Raw genomic sequence first — 17,700 nt, forward strand, 5'->3', positions numbered from 1 at the left:
CCGCCCGACCGGATCGCTCGCTACCGCAAGGCGTAACCGCCGTCGGGGTAGAGCACGGATCCGGTGGTGTAGGTGTTGGTCATCAGGTACCGCACGGTGTGCGCGATCTCGGCGACGGAGCCGGCACGGGAGATCAGCGCTTTTTCGCGGTACGACGCGAAGTTCTCGTCCTTGACCGACGCCGGGACCTTCGTCCAGAGGTCGCTGTCCACCAGGCCGGGTGCGACGACGTTGACCCGGATCGGGCGCAGTTCCAGCGCGAGCGCGCGACCGAGCCCTTCGATGGCGGCGTTGCACGCGGCGTAGGCGGCACCGTCGACGGGCGGGCGAGCACCGTAGGCACCACCCATGAGCACGACCGAGCCGGTGGAAGAGAACCGGGGAAGCGCGTGCTTGACGGCGTAGTACTGGCCCCAGAACTTCGAGCGGAACGGACTTTCGGCGAGTTCGTCGCTGATCTCGGTGAGCGGTCCTCGTCCGTATGAGGCGCCCGGGGTGAACAAGTGGTCGACCCGGTCGAGCCGGTCGAAGAAGGCGGCGATCGACGCCTTGTCCGTGGTGTCGACCACCGCCGCGTCGGCGCTCGTTCCGAGCTCGGTGACAGCCCGGTCGAGGCGGGTGGTGTCGCGGCCGCCGAGGACCACGGTCGCGCCCTCGGCGACGACTTCACGGGCGACCGCGAGGCCGATGCCGGAGGCTCCGCCGATGATCACCACGGTGGTGCCGGTCAAGGTGTGCACAGCTCGGTTTCCTTACTGTCGTCGGTTGCTGGTGCGGGCAGGGTGCGCCGCAGGAATTCGAGCAGGGTGGTGGCCGCGACCTGGCGGGCCGTCTCCCGGCCGAGCCGCTCCACGAGGTGGTGGCCGAGCCCGGCGAAGTCGCCGGGGCGGCACAGGCCGGGTGTGTTCAGCGCCGGGGTTCCCGGCGCCAGCAGGGCGGTGGTGATCGGGTCGGTGGTGGCCGCTATGTCGTGGAAGAAGTCCGTTCCGAACGCGACGTGCCCGGCACCGGCGACGGACACCGCGTGCGCGACGTGGTCGAGGTACGCGGCGATGCTGGGAGTATCCGACACGAAGGGGCCGAACGCGTTGATACCGACGACGCCGCCGTGTGCGGTGATGGCGCGAATGTGGTCGTCGGTGAGGTTCCGCGCGTGGACATGGCACGCGCGGCAGCCCGAATGCGAGGCGACGAACGGGCGGGTGGCGATCTCGTCGACGTGCCAGAAGCCGCGGTCCGAAAGGTGGCTCACGTCGACGATGACGCCGAGGCGCTGCATTTCGGCGACGGCGTCGACGCCGAGGCGGGTCAACCGGCCGCCCGTGTCGGTCTCGCCGACCCCGTCGGCCATCATGGTGCGCCGGTTCCAGGTCAGCGACGCCATCCGGATACCGGCGCGGAACAGCACTTCGAGCAGCGCGAGATCGTTGCCGATCGGTTCGGTGCCTTCGAGGGCCAGTAGCAGCGCGATCCGCCCTGCCGCTCGCGCCTCGGCGAGTTCGTGTCCAGTGTGGACGATGGCGACGTCGTCGGCGTGCCGGTCGGCGAACCGGTGCGCTTCCTCGACCATCAGCAGGCAGCGGCGCAGCGCCGCCTCCCCCGCGAACTGCTGCTGGGTGCAGATCGGCAGGACCTGGCAGACGACGCCGCCCGCCCTCAGCTGCGGGAGCCAGAACTCGCCGAACGGGTCGGGATGTCCGCGTTCGCGGTGGTAGAGCACATGCAGCAGCAGGTCGTTGTGGCAGTCGGCGACCGGCAGCAGCGGCGGAGTGCTCACCGCGACCGCCTCGTGCGCAGCGGGCCCGCCGCCTTGACCAGCACGCGGGACGCCTTGCCCGGAACGTAGGTCAGCGGTATCTCGGTCAGTGAGGTGACGCGAACGGCGTGCGGGTCGGCGCCCGCCGCCACGGCGGCGTCCGCCGCCGCCCGCCGCGCTTCGTCGAGGCTGCTTTGGCGATCGTCTCCGGCGAACCGGATGACGCGGTCCACGGCCCCGGACGCCTCGGCGATGGCCGCGCCGTAGGCGTTGGCGACCGCGTGGTGCTCGGGCCGGACAACCCGGCTGGCCCCGCGCACGGCATCGGCCACCAGGTGGCTACCGCCACCGACAGCGATCAGCGGAAGCGCGTGCCGGGAGGACTTCATCCGGGTGGTCATCCGGTCGATCTCCGCGTCAACCCAATCCAGCGCGAGTTTCACGATGCGGGGATCGATCCCTCCTGCCGGCTCCTGGCGGCCGAACCCGGTCAGCCTGCCCGCCACGGCACTGATGTCGGACAGGGTGAGGGTATCGCCGCCGCGGGTCAGCGCCGCCTCGGCGACCCGATACCCCACCGAGTCGGGGCCCACGGTGACATCGCCTTCGCCGGGGCGCACGACGCTTCCGCCACCGAGACCGATGGAGATCAAATCGGGCATGCGGAAGTTCGTCCGCACACCACCGACCTCGACCGCCGCCGTCGATTCGCGGGGGAATCCGTCGACGAGGACGCCCGCGTCGGCGGAAGTGCCACCGACGTCGATGACCACGGCTTCGGACAACCCCGCCAGCGCGCAGGCCCCGCGCATCGAGTTCGTGGGACCCGATCCGAGGGTCAGCACGGGCAGCCGGGCGGCCTGGTCGGCGGCCATGAGCGTGCCGTCGTTCTGGGTGAGGAACGCGTCGACATCGAGGTCGTGGTGGTTCAACGCGGCGCGGAATCCGTCCACGACGCGGTGGGCGACCTCCTGCAGCGCCGCGTTGAGGATCGTGGCGTTTTCCCGTTCCAAAAGTCCGAGGGAGCCGACCTCGTGGCTGAGCGAGATCCGCGCGGTGGCACCGAGTTCGGCGGCGAGGATGTCGGCGGCGCGCTCCTCGTGCTCCGTGCTCGCGGGCGCGAACACCCCGGAGACGGCGACCGCGCGCACTCCCCCGCGCGCGCACCGCGCCGCGAACTCCCGGATCGCGCCTTCGTCGAGCGGAGCGATTTCGCGGCCGTCGTACTCGAACCCGCCGCCCACGATCGCGACCGGCCCCAGCACCTGGGCGCGCAGGTCGGCCGGCCACGCCGCACCGGGACGTACGGCGAACGAAGTGGGCGCGGCGAGGCGCAGCACGCCGACCTCGCTGAGTCCGCGGCGCTGGATGACGGCGTTGGCCGGGTGGGTGGTGCCCAGCATCACCTGGTCGACCTTGGCCCGGTCCACGCCGTCGAGTATCGCGGTCAGCACGGCGCGGATGCCGTCGAGTGGTTCCGAGGTGGTGGGGGTCTTTTCCGCGGCCAGAACGGTGTCGTGGTCATCGACGAGGACGGCGTCGGTGTTGGTTCCTCCGACATCGATGCCGATGCGCAGGCGGCTCATCGAACGCTCCCTTGGAAATTCGCTTCGGTGGTGGTGAACGGGACGTAGTCCAGGTCGTAGCCGAACGCACGAGGGCCGACCAGGTCGGTGAACCCTTCGCGGTGCCACTGCTCGGCGGCCGGCAGCGCGATCACGTCGACGCGTTGGCCGTAGGCGAGGTTCTCGGTCGTGATCGGGCGGGTGTTCTCGTGGTCGAGCACGCAGATCAGGTCGGGCGGGGTGACGACCGGTTCGCCGTCGTCGAGCGCTATCAGCAGCTCGTTCTGGATCAACAGCCGCAGCACCCGATCCGGCTCCCCGGCGTGTTCGATCGCGCAGGTGCCGCGCGTGAACCCGTCGGTGGCCCTGCGGTCCACGTCCACGACGGTGCCGCTGAACACCGAACGCCCGCCCGCGAAGGCGAGCAGGTCGGCGAGACCGGTCTCGGCCGCCTCACCGAGGCGCCTGCCCAGTTCCAGGCAGTAGCTCAGCGAGCCGCGGATGGCCGCCGCGGCGCACTGGCCGGCGGTCATCGGGTACTGCGCGACGGCGTTGGCCATGCCGAGCTGGACCACGGCGGTGCGGCCGAGCGTCTCGGCGGTCTTGTTCGTGGTGGTTTCGAAGATGCCGAGGTTGCCCTTCTCGTCGGCGACCACGATCGGCGCGGCCGGAAGCCCCGCGAGGGTGAACACGGTCATCTCGATCTCCGGGAACGCCCGGCCCATCCCGTCCGCGTCCACCAGCGGCAACCCCATCTCGGCGGCCGCGGCCAGCGGGATCAGGGTGTTCATCCCGCCGACCTCGATCGGCATGATCGCCACCAGGTCCCGGCCGAGGTGGCGGCTCATCGCGCGCAGCGACGCGACGAACTCGCTGCCCGCGGGCACCCGTTCGACGATGACCGTGGGCGCCCCCACCACGGCGACCGCGGCGACCAGCCCGTCGGGCGGCAGTGCGTCCGGCTCGACCACGGTGACCGGGCCGAACTCGTCGATCGCCTGCTTGGCCATCAACGCACCGATATGCGGGTCACCGCCCCCGCCGGTGCCGAGCAGCGTGGCGCCGAGCGCGAGCGGCTCTATGTCTTCGGACGTGATCTGCCGCATCCGTCCTACCTCCTGGGTCCGGATCGCTCCCGCGGTCGAGGGGAGCTGGTACCGGCGCGACGTTAGGCGCATCGCCCCGGTCGCCAGATGTGCATGACGCACAGGCAACGGCGATTTCAGTGCTTCATGCATGGTTCGGGGCACGGCTGGTCGGCCTATCGTCGCCGCGCCCGTGTCCCACGTCACATCCTCACGGGATGTGCTCCACGCTTCGGAGGCATCGATGAGTTCCACACCGGCCACACCGACCCCACCCGCACAGCACGGCGACGAGATCGCGCTGAGCGAGGTGTACGAGCGGATGCGGCTGCGCCCGGCACATGTGCGGGCGGGCGCGGTGCTGTTCGTGGCGTTCGTCCTGGAAGCGTGGGAAATGCTGGCCCTGGTCTACATCGGCCCGGACGTCGAACAGTCGCTGCACATCGATTCGACCCGGATGGGGGTCGTGGTGTCCGCCCTGTTCTTCGGGATGATCCCCGGTACGTTGCTGGCCGGCAGCATCGCCGACCGCATCGGGCGCCGCCAAACCTGCGCCTGGAGCCTGGGGTTGTACGGGGTGTGCACCGCGTTGGGAGCGCTGGCACCGGGATTCGGCTGGTTGCTGGTGGCGCGCTTCGCCGCAGGGCTCGTGCTCTCCGGGCTGCACGCGATGGCGTTCCCGTACTTCGAAGAACTGCTCCCGGCCCGCGTGCGCGGCAAGGCCACGGTCTACCTGTCGTCGGGATGGGCGCTGGGCATCCTGCTCGCCGTGGGCACCACGGCGTTGGTCGGCTCGCACGGCTGGCGGCTTCTCGTGCTGGTCAACGCGCTCGCCGGGTTCTGGGCGCTGGCGATCTGGAAGCTGGTACCGGAATCGCCGTACTGGCTGGTCGCCCGCGGCCGGACGGAGCAGGCCTGCCGGGTGCTGCGCGCGCTGGGCACGACGCCGCCGCCGGCGGCGGCGCTGCGGGTGCCGCACACGCGGCCGGGATCGGTGCGCGCCCTGTTCGGTCCGGCCATCCGGCGGCGCACGATTGTCCTCCTCGTCGCGAACTTCACGCTGGCGTGGGGGTACTGGGGGTTGCAGACCGGCCTGCCCGCGGTGCTGGCCGGCCAAGGGCTCTCCCTGCCCAACACCCTGACCTTCCTCGCGCTCGGCGCCGTGGTAATGATCCCCGGCTACCTCAGCGCGTCGGTGCTGACCCACCGGTTCGGCCGCAAGATCGTGTTCATCGGTTACCTCGCGGCGGCGTGCGCCGGTGGGCTCGTGTTCGCCACCGCGGCCAACACCGCGATGCTCTACCTCGGCAACTTCACGATCTCGTTCTTCAGCCTCGGAGCGTTCGGGGTGTGGAACACGTGGCTCGGCGAGTGCTATCCGACCTCGGTGCGCGGGGTCGGCTACTCCTGGGGGATCTTCGCCCAGCGCGTGGCCAACGCCGCGGTGCCCTCGGCGATGGGGGCCATGGCCGCCACGGCCGCCGGGTCCTCGCTCGTGGTCGGGACCATCGACGTGTTCCTGCTCCTCACCGCGCTCCTGGCCTCTCGCCTGCCCGAAACCGAGGGCCGCGCGCTGGAATAAGCTGATCACACGATGAGCGTGCACCAGGAGCCGGTCCGGATCGGCGTGAGCGTCACCGCGGACGCCGTCCGTGCGGTCGCGCTCCGCGGAGACGTGCTTCTCGAGCACACCGAACTGGCGCGCGAGAACGACGACGACGCGCTGCGCGACGCGCTCGCCGCGCTTGGCCACTACCGCGCGACCGCGGTGTCACTGGCCAGCGGCACGCTGCGCGACGCGCTCGACGAACCGGACCAGCTCGCGCCGGTGGCCGTACTGCGCTTCACGCAACCCGGCGGCACGGTACTCCCGCCGTTCTCCGGGTGGCCTGAACCGATCCGCCGCGCGGTACGGGGCGCGCACCTGACCCTGCCGGGCGGACACGATCTGACCGGCCGCGAGCTCGCTCCGCTCGACCACGACGGGATCCTGCGCGGCGTCGAGCGGGCCGTGCGGGGCGGTGTGCGCGACATCGCCATCTGCGCGACCGGATCCTGCGCCATCCCCGACCACGAGGAGCAGACCGCGGAACTGGTGCGGCACAGCTTTCCCGAAGTCACCGTCACCCTCTCGCACGAAGTCGGCGGCATCGGCCTGCGCGACCGGGAGAACGCCGCCGCGCTCAACGCCGCACTGCGCCGCCGCGCCGCGCACCTGGTCACCGGCCTCGAACGCGTTCTGCGCGCGGCGGGGCTCGCCGCCCCGTTGATGTTCGTCGCGAACCACGCCGGCGCGATCGGTCCCGAGTACCTGCGCCGGTTCCCGGTGGCGGCGCTCACCGGCGACTGGAGCGCCACCGCCAGCGGCGCCGCGCATCTCGCCGGGGTGCGCAGGGCGCTGGTCTGCGAACTCACCGGCGACCAGGTGCGGGCCGGGATGGTCGTGGCCGGTACCCCGCCCCGGACCAGGACACCGCAGACCCTGCGCGGGATCCGTGTGGGCGACATCGTCCCCGAGATCACCACCGCCACCCTGCCCGGCGTCGCGGCACCGTCGGTGGCGGGCCAGCGCACCACGGTCGCCGTCGGCCGCACACCCGAACGGATCATGGAACTGACCGCGCCGCCCCCGCGCGGTTGGAACCTGTCCGCCGACGACATCACCGTTCCCTCCGAGCACGCTTTCGCCGCTGCCGTCGGCGCGGCGCGCAGCCGACCCGAGATCACGATCGAAAGGCTGGTACGGGCGGAAAGCGACGCCGCGCTCGACCGGGTCCGCGGCACGCTGTCCGAACAGGCACTGGCCCAGACCACCAGCGCCGGCGCCGACCCGGCAACGCCGCGCGTCGAACAGGTCCGCGCCACACCGGTTTCCTACCTGCCCGGCGGAATCCACCACCTCGTCGTCCGCGCCAGCGGAGACCTGCCGCGCGGAATCCGATCATGAGCACCGCGAGCCATGGCCCGATCGCCGCCATCGGCCCTTGTGACGTGCGCGACCTGATGGTCGGCGGGACGGTGTACGCCTCCGGCGGCGGCAGGCGCACCTCGGCGACCGTCGTCGAGTGGACCACCGACCTGCTCGCCACCCGCGGGCAGGTCCCCGTCGTCGCGGCCGCCGAACTACCCAGCGACACACTCTGCGCTGCCGTCGGCATCGCGGGCTCGGCCGTGCTGTTCGACGAACTGCTGCCGACCGGTGCCGAATTCACCACCGCCGTGCGCCTGCTCGAACACCACCTGCGCACCACCACGGGCGCGCTCGTACCGCTCAACACTGGCGGCAGCAACGCCGTGCTCCCGGTCGCCGCCGCGAGCGAACTGGGGCTGCCGCTCGTCGACGCGGACGGTATCGGCCGCAGCTTTTCCCTGCTGGAGGCGACCGTCTATCGCCTTGGCGGGGTGTCACCGACCCCGATGGCGCTGGCCGGTAGTGGCGGCGAGGCGGTCTTGGTCGACGCCCCGCCGACCCGCGTCGAGGCGATCACACGTCCGTTCGTGCTCGCCTGCGGGGGTTGGGCCGCCGTGGCCATGTACCCGATGCCTGCGGCGATCCTCGACCGCGTCGCCATACCAGGCAGCCTCACACGCACCCTGCACGCGGGACGGGTGGTACGGGAAGCGGCCGGCCTCGACGCGTCGGCGCTCGCCAGGAAGCTCGGCGGCCGCCACCTCGTCAGCGGCCGTGTTCTCGCCGTCACCCAGCACGACCCGCCCGGCCGGTCCGCGCTGCCCGCTCGTCCCATCAGCGTCACCATCCGGGAACACCAGGCGCCGCACCGGATCGTGCGCCTCGAAGCGCGCAACGAGATCGCCCTCGCCCTCACCGACGGCGCCGTCGCCGCCACCGCGCCCGACTGCTTCTGCCTGCTCGGGCTTCCTCACCACGAACTGCTCGACATAGAGAGGATCGAGAGCGGCATGGACGTCACCGTCCTCGTCCTCCCCGCCGCCGACCAATGGCGCACCGCCGAAGGAATGGCGATCACCGGCCCGCGGGCGTACGGGTTCCCCGCGCCACCCGGGTCCTGACCGCGCGCACCGACCAGGAGCCGTCCATGCCGGTAACCCCGCGTTCCAGTCCACCCACCGTCGCCGACCTGCACTCCGGCGGCCCGCTGTCCGGGGCCGATCTGGTCACCGAAACCGGGCTGGACAACGCCGTCAGCGAGATTCGCATCATCGACGACCTCACGGACCTCGCCCACGTCGCGCCGGGGTCGGCCGTCGTGCTCACCACGGCCGCGGCCCGTGGCGAGTGGACGGTCGAGACCGCGCTCCGGCAATCGTGGGAGCGCGCCGCGGCCTGCGTCATCAGCCCCGCGAGCGCCGTCACCACCGCGGCGCCGGCGCTCGTTTCCGAGCGCCTGAAGATCCCGCTGATCACCACCACCGCCGATCCCTACACCGTCGCGCTCAGCCTGGCCCGTGTGATCAACGATCCCGCCGCCGCTCGCGCCGATCTCATCGCCCAGTGCGTCGCCGCCCTCGACGACCAGCCGTTGCGAGCGCAGGCCGTGCTCGCCGCGCTGCACTCCGCCATCCCCGGCGCCCAGTTCGCACTGGTCTCCGCCAACGGTGTGCTCGCCGGCCGACCGGCCGTCCAGCAGGCTATCCAAGCTGCCGAGCCGGGCACCGGCGGCCGGCTCATCCGCCGCGCGCTGCCGCAGCACGCCGCCCCTGGCACCGAACTCGCCGCGCTGCTCGCACCGCGGTCCGCCGGACTCGCCGCCACCGTCCAGAGCGTCCTCGGCATCGCCACCCCCATCCTGGCCGCAGCGCTGCTAACCGAACGACTCGGCGCCGAACGCGACGCACGCCTCGCCGAGCGAATCCTCCATCAGCTCCTCGACGCGGCGGCGCACCCCACCCCGACCGACCTCGAACTGCTCAACCGGGCCGCCGCCTACCACTGGGTCCTGCACGGCCCGCTGCTCCCGGTCGCACTGCGCACCGTCGACCACCCGCCTCCCCCCGACCTTCCCGCCACGCTGCCGTCCGCATGGCACGCCGCCGGAGCCACCGCACTGCTGGCCCGCCGAGGCGACGGCTGGGTCACCTGGTGGCCAGTGCCGACCGGTGACGCTCCCCGCTCCACCGCCCACCACGACCGGGTACGCACCCTCCTGGACGCGGTCCGGCCGACCGCGGCGCTGGTCGCGGGCATCGGCCCCGTCGTCGACGGGCTCGCTCAGCTACGCTACGGCCTCGACCGCGCGGCGTCGGCGGCCGCGTTCGCCCGGCACAGCGGACCAGGCCACGTCGAAACCGTCACCACGATCGGTCCCAGCGTGCTCCTCGCCGCCCTGCCCGTGGACATCCTGACCCCGGCCGCGCACCGCGTCCTCACCCGTCTCGTCGACCACGATCCGGACCGCACCCTGCTGCGCACGCTCGCCAAGCTCTTGGACACCGCCGGATCCATCAGCGCCACCGCCGACCAGCTCGGCGTCCACCGCAACACCGTCACCAGCCGAGCACGCCGCCTGACAGCCCTCGGGCTCGACCCCGAACACCTCGACGACCGTCTCGCCATCCACCTCGCGTGCCATCTGCTCCTTCACCGCCACGCCACCGCCCAGTGAACGGTCAGGACCGCCTCAGGGACGTCCGCGATCACCAGCTTCCGTCGGGGTTGACCGCGCGGTCGAGCCACAGGCACTCGACGGCGGCCCTCACCTCCGCACCGTGCTCGGCCGCCAGCCGCGGCGCGCCCAGGTTGTCGGCAAGCTGCCGAACGCTACTCACTCCGAAAAGGACATTCGCGACCGGTTCGTACGCAAGACAAAACGCGATCGCGAGCTGCGCGCTGCTCACGCCGAACTCGGCGGCGACCCGGCCCAGTTCGTCCGCAGTGTCCACAATAGAGTCCCGAATTCCACCCACGTCGGCGCCGATCTTGCGTCCAGGAGTCCGGTTTCCCAGCAGCACGCCGCCTTCGAAGATGTCGGAGGCTTGCAGCGCCAGCCGTCCTGCCGCGAAGTGCTTTCCGTAGAAAGGGCCTTCGGCCATCGAGCGCCGGGCCACGCTGTACTTCAGCTGGGCGAAGCCTGGCGCCGGGAGCCCTTCGCGCGCGGCGAACTCGAGTGCGGTGTCCAGGTCCGCGGCGAGCCAGTTGTTCACGCCCCAGCCGTCGAACCGCCCGCACCGGATCTGCTCGGCGACGTCGGTGACGATCCGCGGCACATCGGGGCGCTCGCGGTAGTCGCCGACCACCACGAGATCCGCCCGGTCGACCCCGGCCCGCGCCAACGCCGTGTCGAGCTGCTGCGCGAAGCCCGTTCGCGGGTAGTCCCAGAGCCAGAGCTTCCCGCACAGCTGGTACTCGTCGCGGCCGATCCCCGCCGCGCGCATCGCTTCGGCGAAGATCAGGTCGGTGCGGGACCCTTCCGCGTGCGGGCCCATGTCGTAGTGCGCGACGTCGAACAACGTGATGCCCGCGTCCACCGCCGACCTGATCAGGCCCACGGCGTCGTCGAAGGCCATCCTGTCCCACGTGTTCCACGAGCCGAGGCCGAGCAGCGAGGTGGTGACCCCGAGCGGCGCGGCGTGCTTTCCGGTCATAATGTTTCCTTTCCTGGCACCAAAAGAGGGCTTTAGTCTACGATCGTAGAATGAAAACCGACAGAACGATCGTGGTAACCGGTGGCTCGAGCGGGATCGGCCGCGGCGTCGCGGAGACCTTCCTGGCGGCAGGCGACCGGGTGATCGTCGCCGACGTTTCCGGCGACGCGGGATTCGGCGCGGAGTACCGGGAACTCGACATCTCCGACGCGGATTCCGTCCGCGAAGCCGTGCGCGAGATCGGCACGATCGACGTGCTGGTGAACAACGCCGGCCTCGTCGGCGGCGGCGGTCCCCTCGTCGACCTGGACGTCGACGTGTTCGACCAGTGCGTGCGGGTGAACTTCCGCGGCACGTTCCTGATGACGCGGGCAGTCGGCGCGCACATGATCGCCTCGGAAACGCGTGGAGCGATCGTGAACATCTCGTCGATCGGTGCGCGCCAGCCGACGCCGGGCCTCGGCCACTACGAAGCCACCAAGGCCGCGGTCGAAGCCCTCACCCGGTCCGCCGCGATCGAACTGGCCCCGCACGGCATCCGCGTGAACGCGGTCGCGCCCGGTCCCGTGCACACACCGATGACCGCGGGCCTCACCGCCGACCCCGCGGCGAGGCGGGCTTGGGAATCGCGGATCCCGCTCGGCACCATCGCCTCCGTCACGGACGTCGCCCCCGCGGTCGTCTTCCTCGCATCCGAGAACGCCGCGCACATCACCGGCGCCAGCATTCCCGTCGACGGCGGTCAGCTCCTCACCTGAGAAGTCCGGAGTGGACACACCGGCCACCGGTGAACGTGGCTTCGACACCGATCCCGGGCAGGGCAGCGGGATCGGCGTCGAGCGGATTCGAAGCGAGCACGACGAAATCGGCGACCTTGCCGCGTTCCAGCGTTCCCTTCCAGCCCGCCGCCCCGTCCTGCACCGCGGCTTCGGCGGTGTAGCACCGGAGCAGGCGGGTCATCAGCTCCGGATCCGGCCCCCGGACCCCGAGCAGCTTCGCCGCCGCCGCGACGTGCACGCGCCAGTCCGGCGTGACCACCGGCGCGTCGCTGCTCAACGTGAGCACCACCCCGGAGTCCAGCATTTCGCGCAGTGGCCAGGCTTTCGCGGCGACGTCGGCACCCAGCACCCCCACGAGCGCGCCACCCATCGCCGCCGCGATGGCGGGCTGGGTGGTCAGGCCGACTCCGGCCGACGCCATCCTAGTCAGCTGCGCCGGGGTGACGAGATCTCCGTGCACGATGTGGTCGCCGCGGCGCAAACGCGCGAGTGCGGCTTCGATGCTGCGATCACCGGTGGCGTGCACGCCGACGGACAATCCCGCCGCGTGCGCCAGCGAGATCATTTCCGCCAGCTTCCGCGCGCGATCCTCGTCGTCCTCGCCGTCGACGAGCAGCGAACCGTGGGAGCCGTCGTGGTAACCGTGGTGCGTCCACGCGGTGCACATCGGCGCGATCCCGTCGGCAAAGATCTTGACCCCGCTCACGTCGAGCCACGCGCGGTCCGATTCCGGCACGGGCGTGGCCAAACCGCGTTCGAAGTCTTCCAGCGAACTCCGGCCGTCGAGCAGGCCGAACAACCGCAAAACCGTGACACGGGCCCGCAACCGGCCTTCGCGCGCGAGCGCCGCGTACTCTTCCAGCACCTCCGGCGAGAAGCATCCCGTCTCGCCAGGACCGAGCCCCGGCTCGGTGTAACTGGTGATCCCGAGCGACGCGCAGAGTTCGCCCGCGCGCAGGATCGCCTCCCTGCGTTCCGCCAGGTTCGTCATCGGGGCCTCCTCCCCCTCGGCGAACCCGTCGTCTTCGATGATCGTGTGCGGCCACCGCGCGCCGAGCCACGCCGCGTGCAGGTGCGCGTCGTTGATGCCGGGCAGGACGGTCCGCCCGGCCAGCTCCAGCACGTCGGTCTCCTGACCGACATACGCGGAGATGTCGTCGCCGATCGCGACGATCCGCCCGCCGTTGACCGCGAACGCGCTCGCCACGGTTCCCCGCCCGTCGAAGGTCAGCACGGTGCCGCCCCGAACCACCAGCGAAGCGGGCGGTTTTCCTTGTCCCACCATGCTTTCCTCCCAGATCTGGACTTTTTCTTCCACGACTGTAGACTAAAAAGCCCCGCACCGGCGAGAGTGGAAAGGCAGCCCATGCCGATTCCCGCGAACACCGAAGCAGCGGTCCTCACCGCGCACAACGCCGCGCTGGACCTGCGCGAGCTACCCCTGCCCCGCGAACTCGAACCGGGCGCCGCGCTCGTCGGCCTGACCTGCGCGACGTTGTGCGGCACCGATGTGCACCTGTGGTCGGGCCAGATGACCTTTCCCGGGATGCTGCCGATGGTGCTCGGCCACGAAATGGTCGGAGAGGTGCTCGCGACCGGTCCCGGGACCACGGACGTGTTCGGGCGCGAAATCACCGCAGGCGAGCGCATCGGCTGGTCGGAGTCGACCTGCGGGCGGTGCCATGGCTGCGCGATCCTGCGCGAGCCCGTAGCATGCGAACACCGCGGCTACGGCTTCCTGCAGCGCGCCGACCGGTTCCCGTACGCCACCGGCGGTTTGGCGCGGCACTGCTACGTGACACCCGGCGCGGCGAAGCTGCTGCTGCCCGCCGATGTCGGCGACACCTTGGCTTCGATGTCCGGGTGCGCTGGCAAGACCGTGCTGCGCGCGATCGACAGGGCAGGCGGCATCCGGCCCGGCTCGACCGTGGTCATCCAGGGCTCCGGCGCGCTCGGCGTGTTCGCCACCGCGGTCGCCCGGATCTCCGGTGCCGCCGCCGTCATCACCGTCGGCGGACCCGACAGCAGGTTGGCGGTCGCGAAGCGGTTCGGCGCCACCGCGACGGTTTCGCTCACCTCCGACGCGCAGGAGCGGATCGAGCAGGTGCGCGAGCTGACCGGCGGGCGCGGCGCCGATCATGTCTTCGATTTCGCGGGCGGCCCAACGATCGGCACGGAAGCGGTCGCCTTCGCCGCACAGCGGGGAACGCTCGCGGTCGTCGGGTCGACCGGCCCCCAGCCTTCGCTCGTGCCGCTGGGCACCGTGATGGGCAAGGAGCTCACCGTCGTCGGCTCGCTCAACGGCGACATCTCCGACTACCACCGCTCGGTGGAGTTCTTCCGCGCCTTCGCCGACCGGATGCCGTGGGGCGACCTGTTCAGCGAACCGGTCGGCCTTTCCGGCGCCTCCGCGCGCATCGAATCCATGTCCCGTTTCGACGAGCTGAAAGCCGTCGTCGACCCCCGTCTGCCCTGAGGAGCACCATGCCCGCACTCCCCCAGCGCCGCATCGGCGAGCACGGCCCGCTCACCGGTGTGCTGTCGCTCGGCTCGTGGCACACCTACGACCGGATGGACTTCGGCGAGGCCGTGCGCATGCTGCGCACCGCCGTGGACGCCGGGATCACGCTGTTCGACGTCGGCGTGTACGGCCTGCCCGGCGCCACCCCGGTGTTCACCGACGTGCTGTTCTCCGCGATGGTCCGCGCGGCGGGCCTCCGGCGCGAGGACTACCTGCTGTCGTCGAAGCTGTGGCTGGAGGGCTATCCCGAGCGGGAACTGCGGCCCCAGCTGGAAAACGCGTTGTTCCGCGCCGGTGTCGAGCACGCGGACCTGGTCATCCTCGGCGATCTGCGCCGCGACGACACCGACCTGCGCGCGCTGGTCCGCGACCTCGCCGCGTTGCGCGATGCCGGGCTGCTGCGGCAGTGGGGCGTGAACAACTGGTCGGCCACCACCGTCCGCGCCGTGCACGACTTCGCGAAGGCCGACGGCCTGCCGGGACCCGCCATCGCGCAGTTGAAGCACAGCGTCGCCCGGCGGTCCATTCCGGACGGTGCGCCGTTCGCGACCGTCTTCGGCGAACTCGGGGTGACGCTGCAGTCCTCGGACATCTTCGAAGGCGGGCTGTTGCTGGGCAAATCGGGACGGCAGATCGGGCGCGATCCCGGCGGTGTCCGCGCGGCCATCACCGCGTCGGCCCCCGAGGTCGAGCGCATCGCGACCGAGCTGGACGCGACACCGGCGCAGCTCTGCCTCGCCTTCACCCTCACCCATCCCGCGCACACCACGACGTTGTTCGGCGCGACCAGCACCGCCCAGCTCCAGGAGAACCTCGGCGCGGTGGACCTGCTCGACCGGGTCGGCGCCGACCGGCTGCGCGAACTCGTCCGTCCACTGTGGGCCGATCGGGACGTCGTCGACCCGGAGGGGCCGTGACCGGCCGGGACGGGTTCGACCCCGAACTGACCGAGGCGCTGCGGGCGCTGCCGAGCGGTCCGCCGCTGACCGCCGAGACGCTGCCCGCCGTCCGCGAAGCGGTACGCGCGGAGAACCCCACCTGTGCGGAAGCCGTCGGAGAGCGGGAAATCGACTGGGAGGACCGCACCGTACCGGGCACCGGTGTCACCGTGACGGTCCTGCGGCCGAAGCAGCCGCGGCCCGGCGCGCCCGGGTTCTACAACATCCACGGCGGCGGCATGGTGATGGACGACCGGTTCGCCGATCTGCCGCGGCTGGTCCCGCTGGTGGAGGAGTTCGGGTTCGTCGCGGTGACCGTCGAATACCGGCTCGCGCCGGAGCACCCGCATCCGGTACCGCTCGAAGACTGCTACGCGGGCCTGGTCTGGATGGCGGAGAACGCGGCCGAACTCGGCTTCGACCCCGCGAAGCTCATCGTCGGCGGCGGCAGCGCGGGCGGCGGGCTCAGTGCGGGTGTCGCTCTGCTCGCCCGCGATCGCGGCGGTCCCGCACTGGCCGGGCAGCTCCTGCTGTGCCCGATGATCGACGACCGCAACGACTCACCGTCCACTGTGGAGTACGCGACGCGCGGCGTGTGGAGCCGCGCCGCCAACGGCTTCGGCTGGCGCTCTCTGCTCGACGGCACGGCATCCGCTTACGCCGCGCCGTCGCGGGCGATCGACCTTTCCGGACTGCCGCCCGCGTTCATCGAGGTCGGTGCCGCGGAGATCTTCCGCGACGAGGACATCGCCTACGCCGACACGCTCTGGCAGGCGGGCGTGCCGGCCGAACTGCACGTGTGGGCGGGCGCCTACCACGGGTTCGACCGGATCGCACCGCACAGCGAGGTCACCGCGGCCGCGCTGGCGGCGAGGAGTTCGTGGCTTCGCCGCGTTCTCGACCATCCACAATGAACTGAGCGGCGCGTTCGCCGACGAGCACCGCGGGCGCGTTGGTGTTGCCGGTGGTGACCCTCGGCAGGACCGACGCGTCCGCCACGTGCAGCCCGGACAGGCCGTGCACCGCGAGCCCTGGATCGACGACGGCGAGCGCGTCCGTGCCCATCCGGCACGTGCCGACCTGGTGGTGGTAGGTGATGGCGGTCTGCCGGACGTAGTCGCGGATATCGCGCGCCGGACCGGGGTACAGCTCGCGCGCGCCCCATTCCGCGAGCGCGGGCGCCCTGCCGATTTCGCGGCACTGCTCGACGGAGGCGACCAGGCTTTCGAAGTCGGCCGGTTCGGCCAGCGCGGCGAGGTCGATCAACGGCTCGTCGTCTGGTTCGGGTCCGGACAGCCGCAGGCTTCCCCTGCTTTCCGGTGAAACCATGCCGGCCATGAGCGAGAACCCGGTGTCCGGGCCGGTCATCCACGACTCGTACATCGGCACGCTGAAGTGGATGGGCTGGGTGTCGGGCACGGCGAGACCGGGACGGCTGCGCCAGAACAGGTGGGTCTGCGTCACCGAACGGCCGGGTGACGGGGGCGCCACCTCGCGGTGGTCGGTGGCGAAGATGACCGGGGAGAGGAGGTGGTCGTGCAGGTTCTCACCGACTCCGGGCAGATCCGCGACGACGTCGATCCCCAGCGCCGCGAGATCGTCGGCCGGTCCGACCCCGCTTCGCAGCAGGATCGCGGGAGACGCCAGCGCTCCCGCGGCGAGCACCACGTGGTCGGCCGAGAGCCGCTCCACCCTGCCACCGATTTCGACGGCCACCCCGACCGCGCGGGTGCCGTCGAACAGGACCCGGTGCACGGTCGCTCCCGTGTGGACGGTCATCCGGTCCGTGACCGGATCGGCGTAGGCGAGCCAGGTGTTGAGCCTGCGCTTGTCGCGCAAGGTCACCTGCTGCACCGAGACCCCGTCGAGCCGATCACCGTGGTAGTCCGGGTTGTACGGGACACCGGTCTGGACCGCGGCCTCCACAATGGACTGCTGGATCGGGTGGAGCGGTTCGTTGCGCGCGATTTCGAGCAGTTCGGACTCGATGCGCTCGAACACCGGCCGCACGTCCTGCCACGCCCAGCCCGGCAGGCCCCAGTCGTCGTAGTCCCGCGGCGCGCCGCGGACCCAGATCATCGCGTTGAGCGAGTGCGATCCGCCGAGCACCTTGCCCCTCGGCAGGTGCAGCCTGCGGTTCGCCGCGTGCTCCTGCGGCACCGTGTAGTAGTCCCAGTCCTCGGGACCGTGCCACAGTTCCCCCGCGCGCGAAGGATCGTGGATGGCCGGATTCGTGTCCGCACCGCCCGCCTCGATCAGCGTCACCAGCGCACCCGCGTCGACGAGCCGCCTGGCGACGACCGAACCCGCCGAACCCGCACCCACCACGATCACGTCCATGGCCCCACCCTGGCAAGACGGCGGCACCGGCGCCGGAATCCCTTCGCTGGCCGTCAATCGGCGTGCCCTGCCGGACAAGACCGCCGCACGCGCGGCACCGGATACTCGATCACACACGGGCCTCCCGGTCCGGGGAACGCCCAAGACCGCCA

The 17,700-nt window shown here is 71.4% G+C and carries 15 protein-coding genes; 8 read left to right on the forward strand and 7 right to left on the reverse strand.

The window, feature by feature from the left end; genetic code table 11:
* Positions 1 to 20: 20 nt before the first annotated feature.
* The 4 genes from HUW46_RS44560 to HUW46_RS44575 are packed head-to-tail and all read right to left on the reverse strand — an operon-like array spanning position 21 to position 4,427.
* The gene (locus HUW46_RS44560; protein ID WP_254125572.1) at positions 21 to 740 is read right to left on the reverse strand and encodes an SDR family oxidoreductase; all 720 of its coding nucleotides are present in this window, start codon (positions 738 to 740) and stop codon (positions 21 to 23) included.
* Positions 728 to 1,777 (reverse strand): dipeptidase, encoded by a 1,050-nt coding sequence (locus HUW46_RS44565; protein ID WP_215544662.1) that lies wholly within the window; start codon positions 1,775 to 1,777, stop codon positions 728 to 730. Before HUW46_RS44565 ends, HUW46_RS44560 begins: the two co-directional genes overlap by 13 nt.
* Positions 1,774 to 3,342 (reverse strand): hydantoinase/oxoprolinase family protein, encoded by a 1,569-nt coding sequence (locus HUW46_RS44570; RefSeq protein WP_215544663.1) that lies wholly within the window; start codon positions 3,340 to 3,342, stop codon positions 1,774 to 1,776. The genes HUW46_RS44565 and HUW46_RS44570 overlap by 4 nt, the downstream gene beginning before the upstream one ends.
* Positions 3,339 to 4,427, reverse strand: coding sequence for a DUF917 domain-containing protein (locus HUW46_RS44575; protein WP_215544664.1), 1,089 nt, complete (start codon positions 4,425 to 4,427; stop codon positions 3,339 to 3,341). Before HUW46_RS44575 ends, HUW46_RS44570 begins: the two co-directional genes overlap by 4 nt.
* 223 nt (positions 4,428 to 4,650) lie before the next feature.
* On the opposite strand from HUW46_RS44575, the gene HUW46_RS44580 reads away from it, so the two are divergent.
* From HUW46_RS44580 to HUW46_RS44595, 4 genes are read left to right on the forward strand one after another with little or no spacing between them, the layout of a single operon-like run.
* Positions 4,651 to 5,988, forward strand: a complete 1,338-nt coding sequence (locus HUW46_RS44580) for an MFS transporter (protein ID WP_215544665.1) — start codon at positions 4,651 to 4,653, stop codon at positions 5,986 to 5,988.
* 12 nt (positions 5,989 to 6,000) lie between these two features.
* Complete coding sequence (locus tag HUW46_RS44585) at positions 6,001 to 7,353, forward strand: hydantoinase/oxoprolinase N-terminal domain-containing protein (protein WP_215544666.1); 1,353 nt, start codon at positions 6,001 to 6,003, stop codon at positions 7,351 to 7,353.
* Positions 7,350 to 8,438: a DUF917 domain-containing protein gene (locus HUW46_RS44590; RefSeq protein WP_215544667.1), complete on the forward strand. Its 1,089-nt coding sequence runs from the start codon at positions 7,350 to 7,352 to the stop codon at positions 8,436 to 8,438. Before HUW46_RS44585 ends, HUW46_RS44590 begins: the two co-directional genes overlap by 4 nt.
* A 26-nt stretch (positions 8,439 to 8,464) precedes the next feature.
* Entirely contained in the window at positions 8,465 to 9,991 is a 1,527-nt protein-coding gene (locus HUW46_RS44595; protein WP_215544668.1) for a PucR family transcriptional regulator, read from the forward strand.
* A 31-nt stretch (positions 9,992 to 10,022) separates the two neighbouring features.
* On the opposite strand, the gene HUW46_RS44600 is transcribed toward HUW46_RS44595, so the two are convergent.
* Positions 10,023 to 10,970 carry an aldo/keto reductase gene (locus tag HUW46_RS44600; protein ID WP_215544669.1) on the reverse strand — a complete coding sequence of 316 codons (948 nt, stop codon included), beginning with the start codon at positions 10,968 to 10,970 and terminating at the stop codon, positions 10,023 to 10,025.
* A 50-nt stretch (positions 10,971 to 11,020) separates the two neighbouring features.
* Between HUW46_RS44600 and HUW46_RS44605 the strand changes: the two genes are divergently transcribed.
* A complete protein-coding gene (locus tag HUW46_RS44605; protein ID WP_215544670.1) occupies positions 11,021 to 11,728 on the forward strand; it encodes an SDR family NAD(P)-dependent oxidoreductase in 708 nt (235 codons plus the stop codon).
* Here HUW46_RS44605 and HUW46_RS44610 read toward each other — a convergent pair.
* Positions 11,721 to 13,067, reverse strand: a complete 1,347-nt coding sequence (locus tag HUW46_RS44610) for an amidohydrolase (RefSeq protein ID WP_254125574.1) — start codon at positions 13,065 to 13,067, stop codon at positions 11,721 to 11,723. The genes HUW46_RS44605 and HUW46_RS44610 overlap by 8 nt on opposite strands.
* A 54-nt stretch (positions 13,068 to 13,121) precedes the next feature.
* On the opposite strand from HUW46_RS44610, the gene HUW46_RS44615 reads away from it, so the two are divergent.
* The 3 genes from HUW46_RS44615 to HUW46_RS44625 are packed head-to-tail and all read left to right on the forward strand — an operon-like array spanning position 13,122 to position 16,122.
* Positions 13,122 to 14,225: a zinc-binding dehydrogenase gene (locus HUW46_RS44615; protein ID WP_215550487.1), complete on the forward strand. Its 1,104-nt coding sequence runs from the start codon at positions 13,122 to 13,124 to the stop codon at positions 14,223 to 14,225.
* An 8-nt stretch (positions 14,226 to 14,233) separates the two neighbouring features.
* The gene (locus HUW46_RS44620; protein ID WP_215544671.1) at positions 14,234 to 15,187 is read left to right on the forward strand and encodes an aldo/keto reductase; all 954 of its coding nucleotides are present in this window, start codon (positions 14,234 to 14,236) and stop codon (positions 15,185 to 15,187) included.
* A complete protein-coding gene (locus HUW46_RS44625) occupies positions 15,184 to 16,122 on the forward strand; it encodes an alpha/beta hydrolase (protein WP_215544672.1) in 939 nt (312 codons plus the stop codon). Before HUW46_RS44620 ends, HUW46_RS44625 begins: the two co-directional genes overlap by 4 nt.
* On the opposite strand, the gene HUW46_RS44630 is transcribed toward HUW46_RS44625, so the two are convergent.
* Positions 16,058 to 17,548: a GMC family oxidoreductase gene (locus HUW46_RS44630; RefSeq protein WP_215544673.1), complete on the reverse strand. Its 1,491-nt coding sequence runs from the start codon at positions 17,546 to 17,548 to the stop codon at positions 16,058 to 16,060. The two genes, HUW46_RS44625 and HUW46_RS44630, sit on opposite strands and share 65 nt — an antisense overlap.
* Between the last annotated feature and the right edge of the window lie 152 nt (positions 17,549 to 17,700).

The sequence above is a fragment of the Amycolatopsis sp. CA-230715 genome (assembly GCF_018736145.1).
Classification (GTDB): Bacteria; Actinomycetota; Actinomycetes; order Mycobacteriales; family Pseudonocardiaceae; genus Amycolatopsis.

What these genes read in the sequence shown, in the direction of transcription:
- HUW46_RS44570 (WP_215544663.1), bottom strand. Translation starts at nt 3,342, where the DNA reads ATGAGCCGCCTGCGCATCGGCATCGATGTCGGAGGAACCAACACCGAC.
- HUW46_RS44575 (WP_215544664.1), bottom strand. Translation starts at nt 4,427, where the DNA reads ATGCGGCAGATCACGTCCGAAGACATAGAGCCGCTCGCGCTCGGCGCC.
- HUW46_RS44580 (WP_215544665.1), top strand. Translation starts at nt 4,651, where the DNA reads ATGAGTTCCACACCGGCCACACCGACCCCACCCGCACAGCACGGCGAC.
- HUW46_RS44585 (WP_215544666.1), top strand. Translation starts at nt 6,001, where the DNA reads ATGAGCGTGCACCAGGAGCCGGTCCGGATCGGCGTGAGCGTCACCGCG.
- HUW46_RS44590 (WP_215544667.1), top strand. Translation starts at nt 7,350, where the DNA reads ATGAGCACCGCGAGCCATGGCCCGATCGCCGCCATCGGCCCTTGTGAC.
- HUW46_RS44595 (WP_215544668.1), top strand. Translation starts at nt 8,465, where the DNA reads ATGCCGGTAACCCCGCGTTCCAGTCCACCCACCGTCGCCGACCTGCAC.
- HUW46_RS44600 (WP_215544669.1), bottom strand. Translation starts at nt 10,970, where the DNA reads ATGACCGGAAAGCACGCCGCGCCGCTCGGGGTCACCACCTCGCTGCTC.
- HUW46_RS44605 (WP_215544670.1), top strand. Translation starts at nt 11,021, where the DNA reads ATGAAAACCGACAGAACGATCGTGGTAACCGGTGGCTCGAGCGGGATC.
- HUW46_RS44620 (WP_215544671.1), top strand. Translation starts at nt 14,234, where the DNA reads ATGCCCGCACTCCCCCAGCGCCGCATCGGCGAGCACGGCCCGCTCACC.
- HUW46_RS44630 (WP_215544673.1), bottom strand. Translation starts at nt 17,548, where the DNA reads ATGGACGTGATCGTGGTGGGTGCGGGTTCGGCGGGTTCGGTCGTCGCC.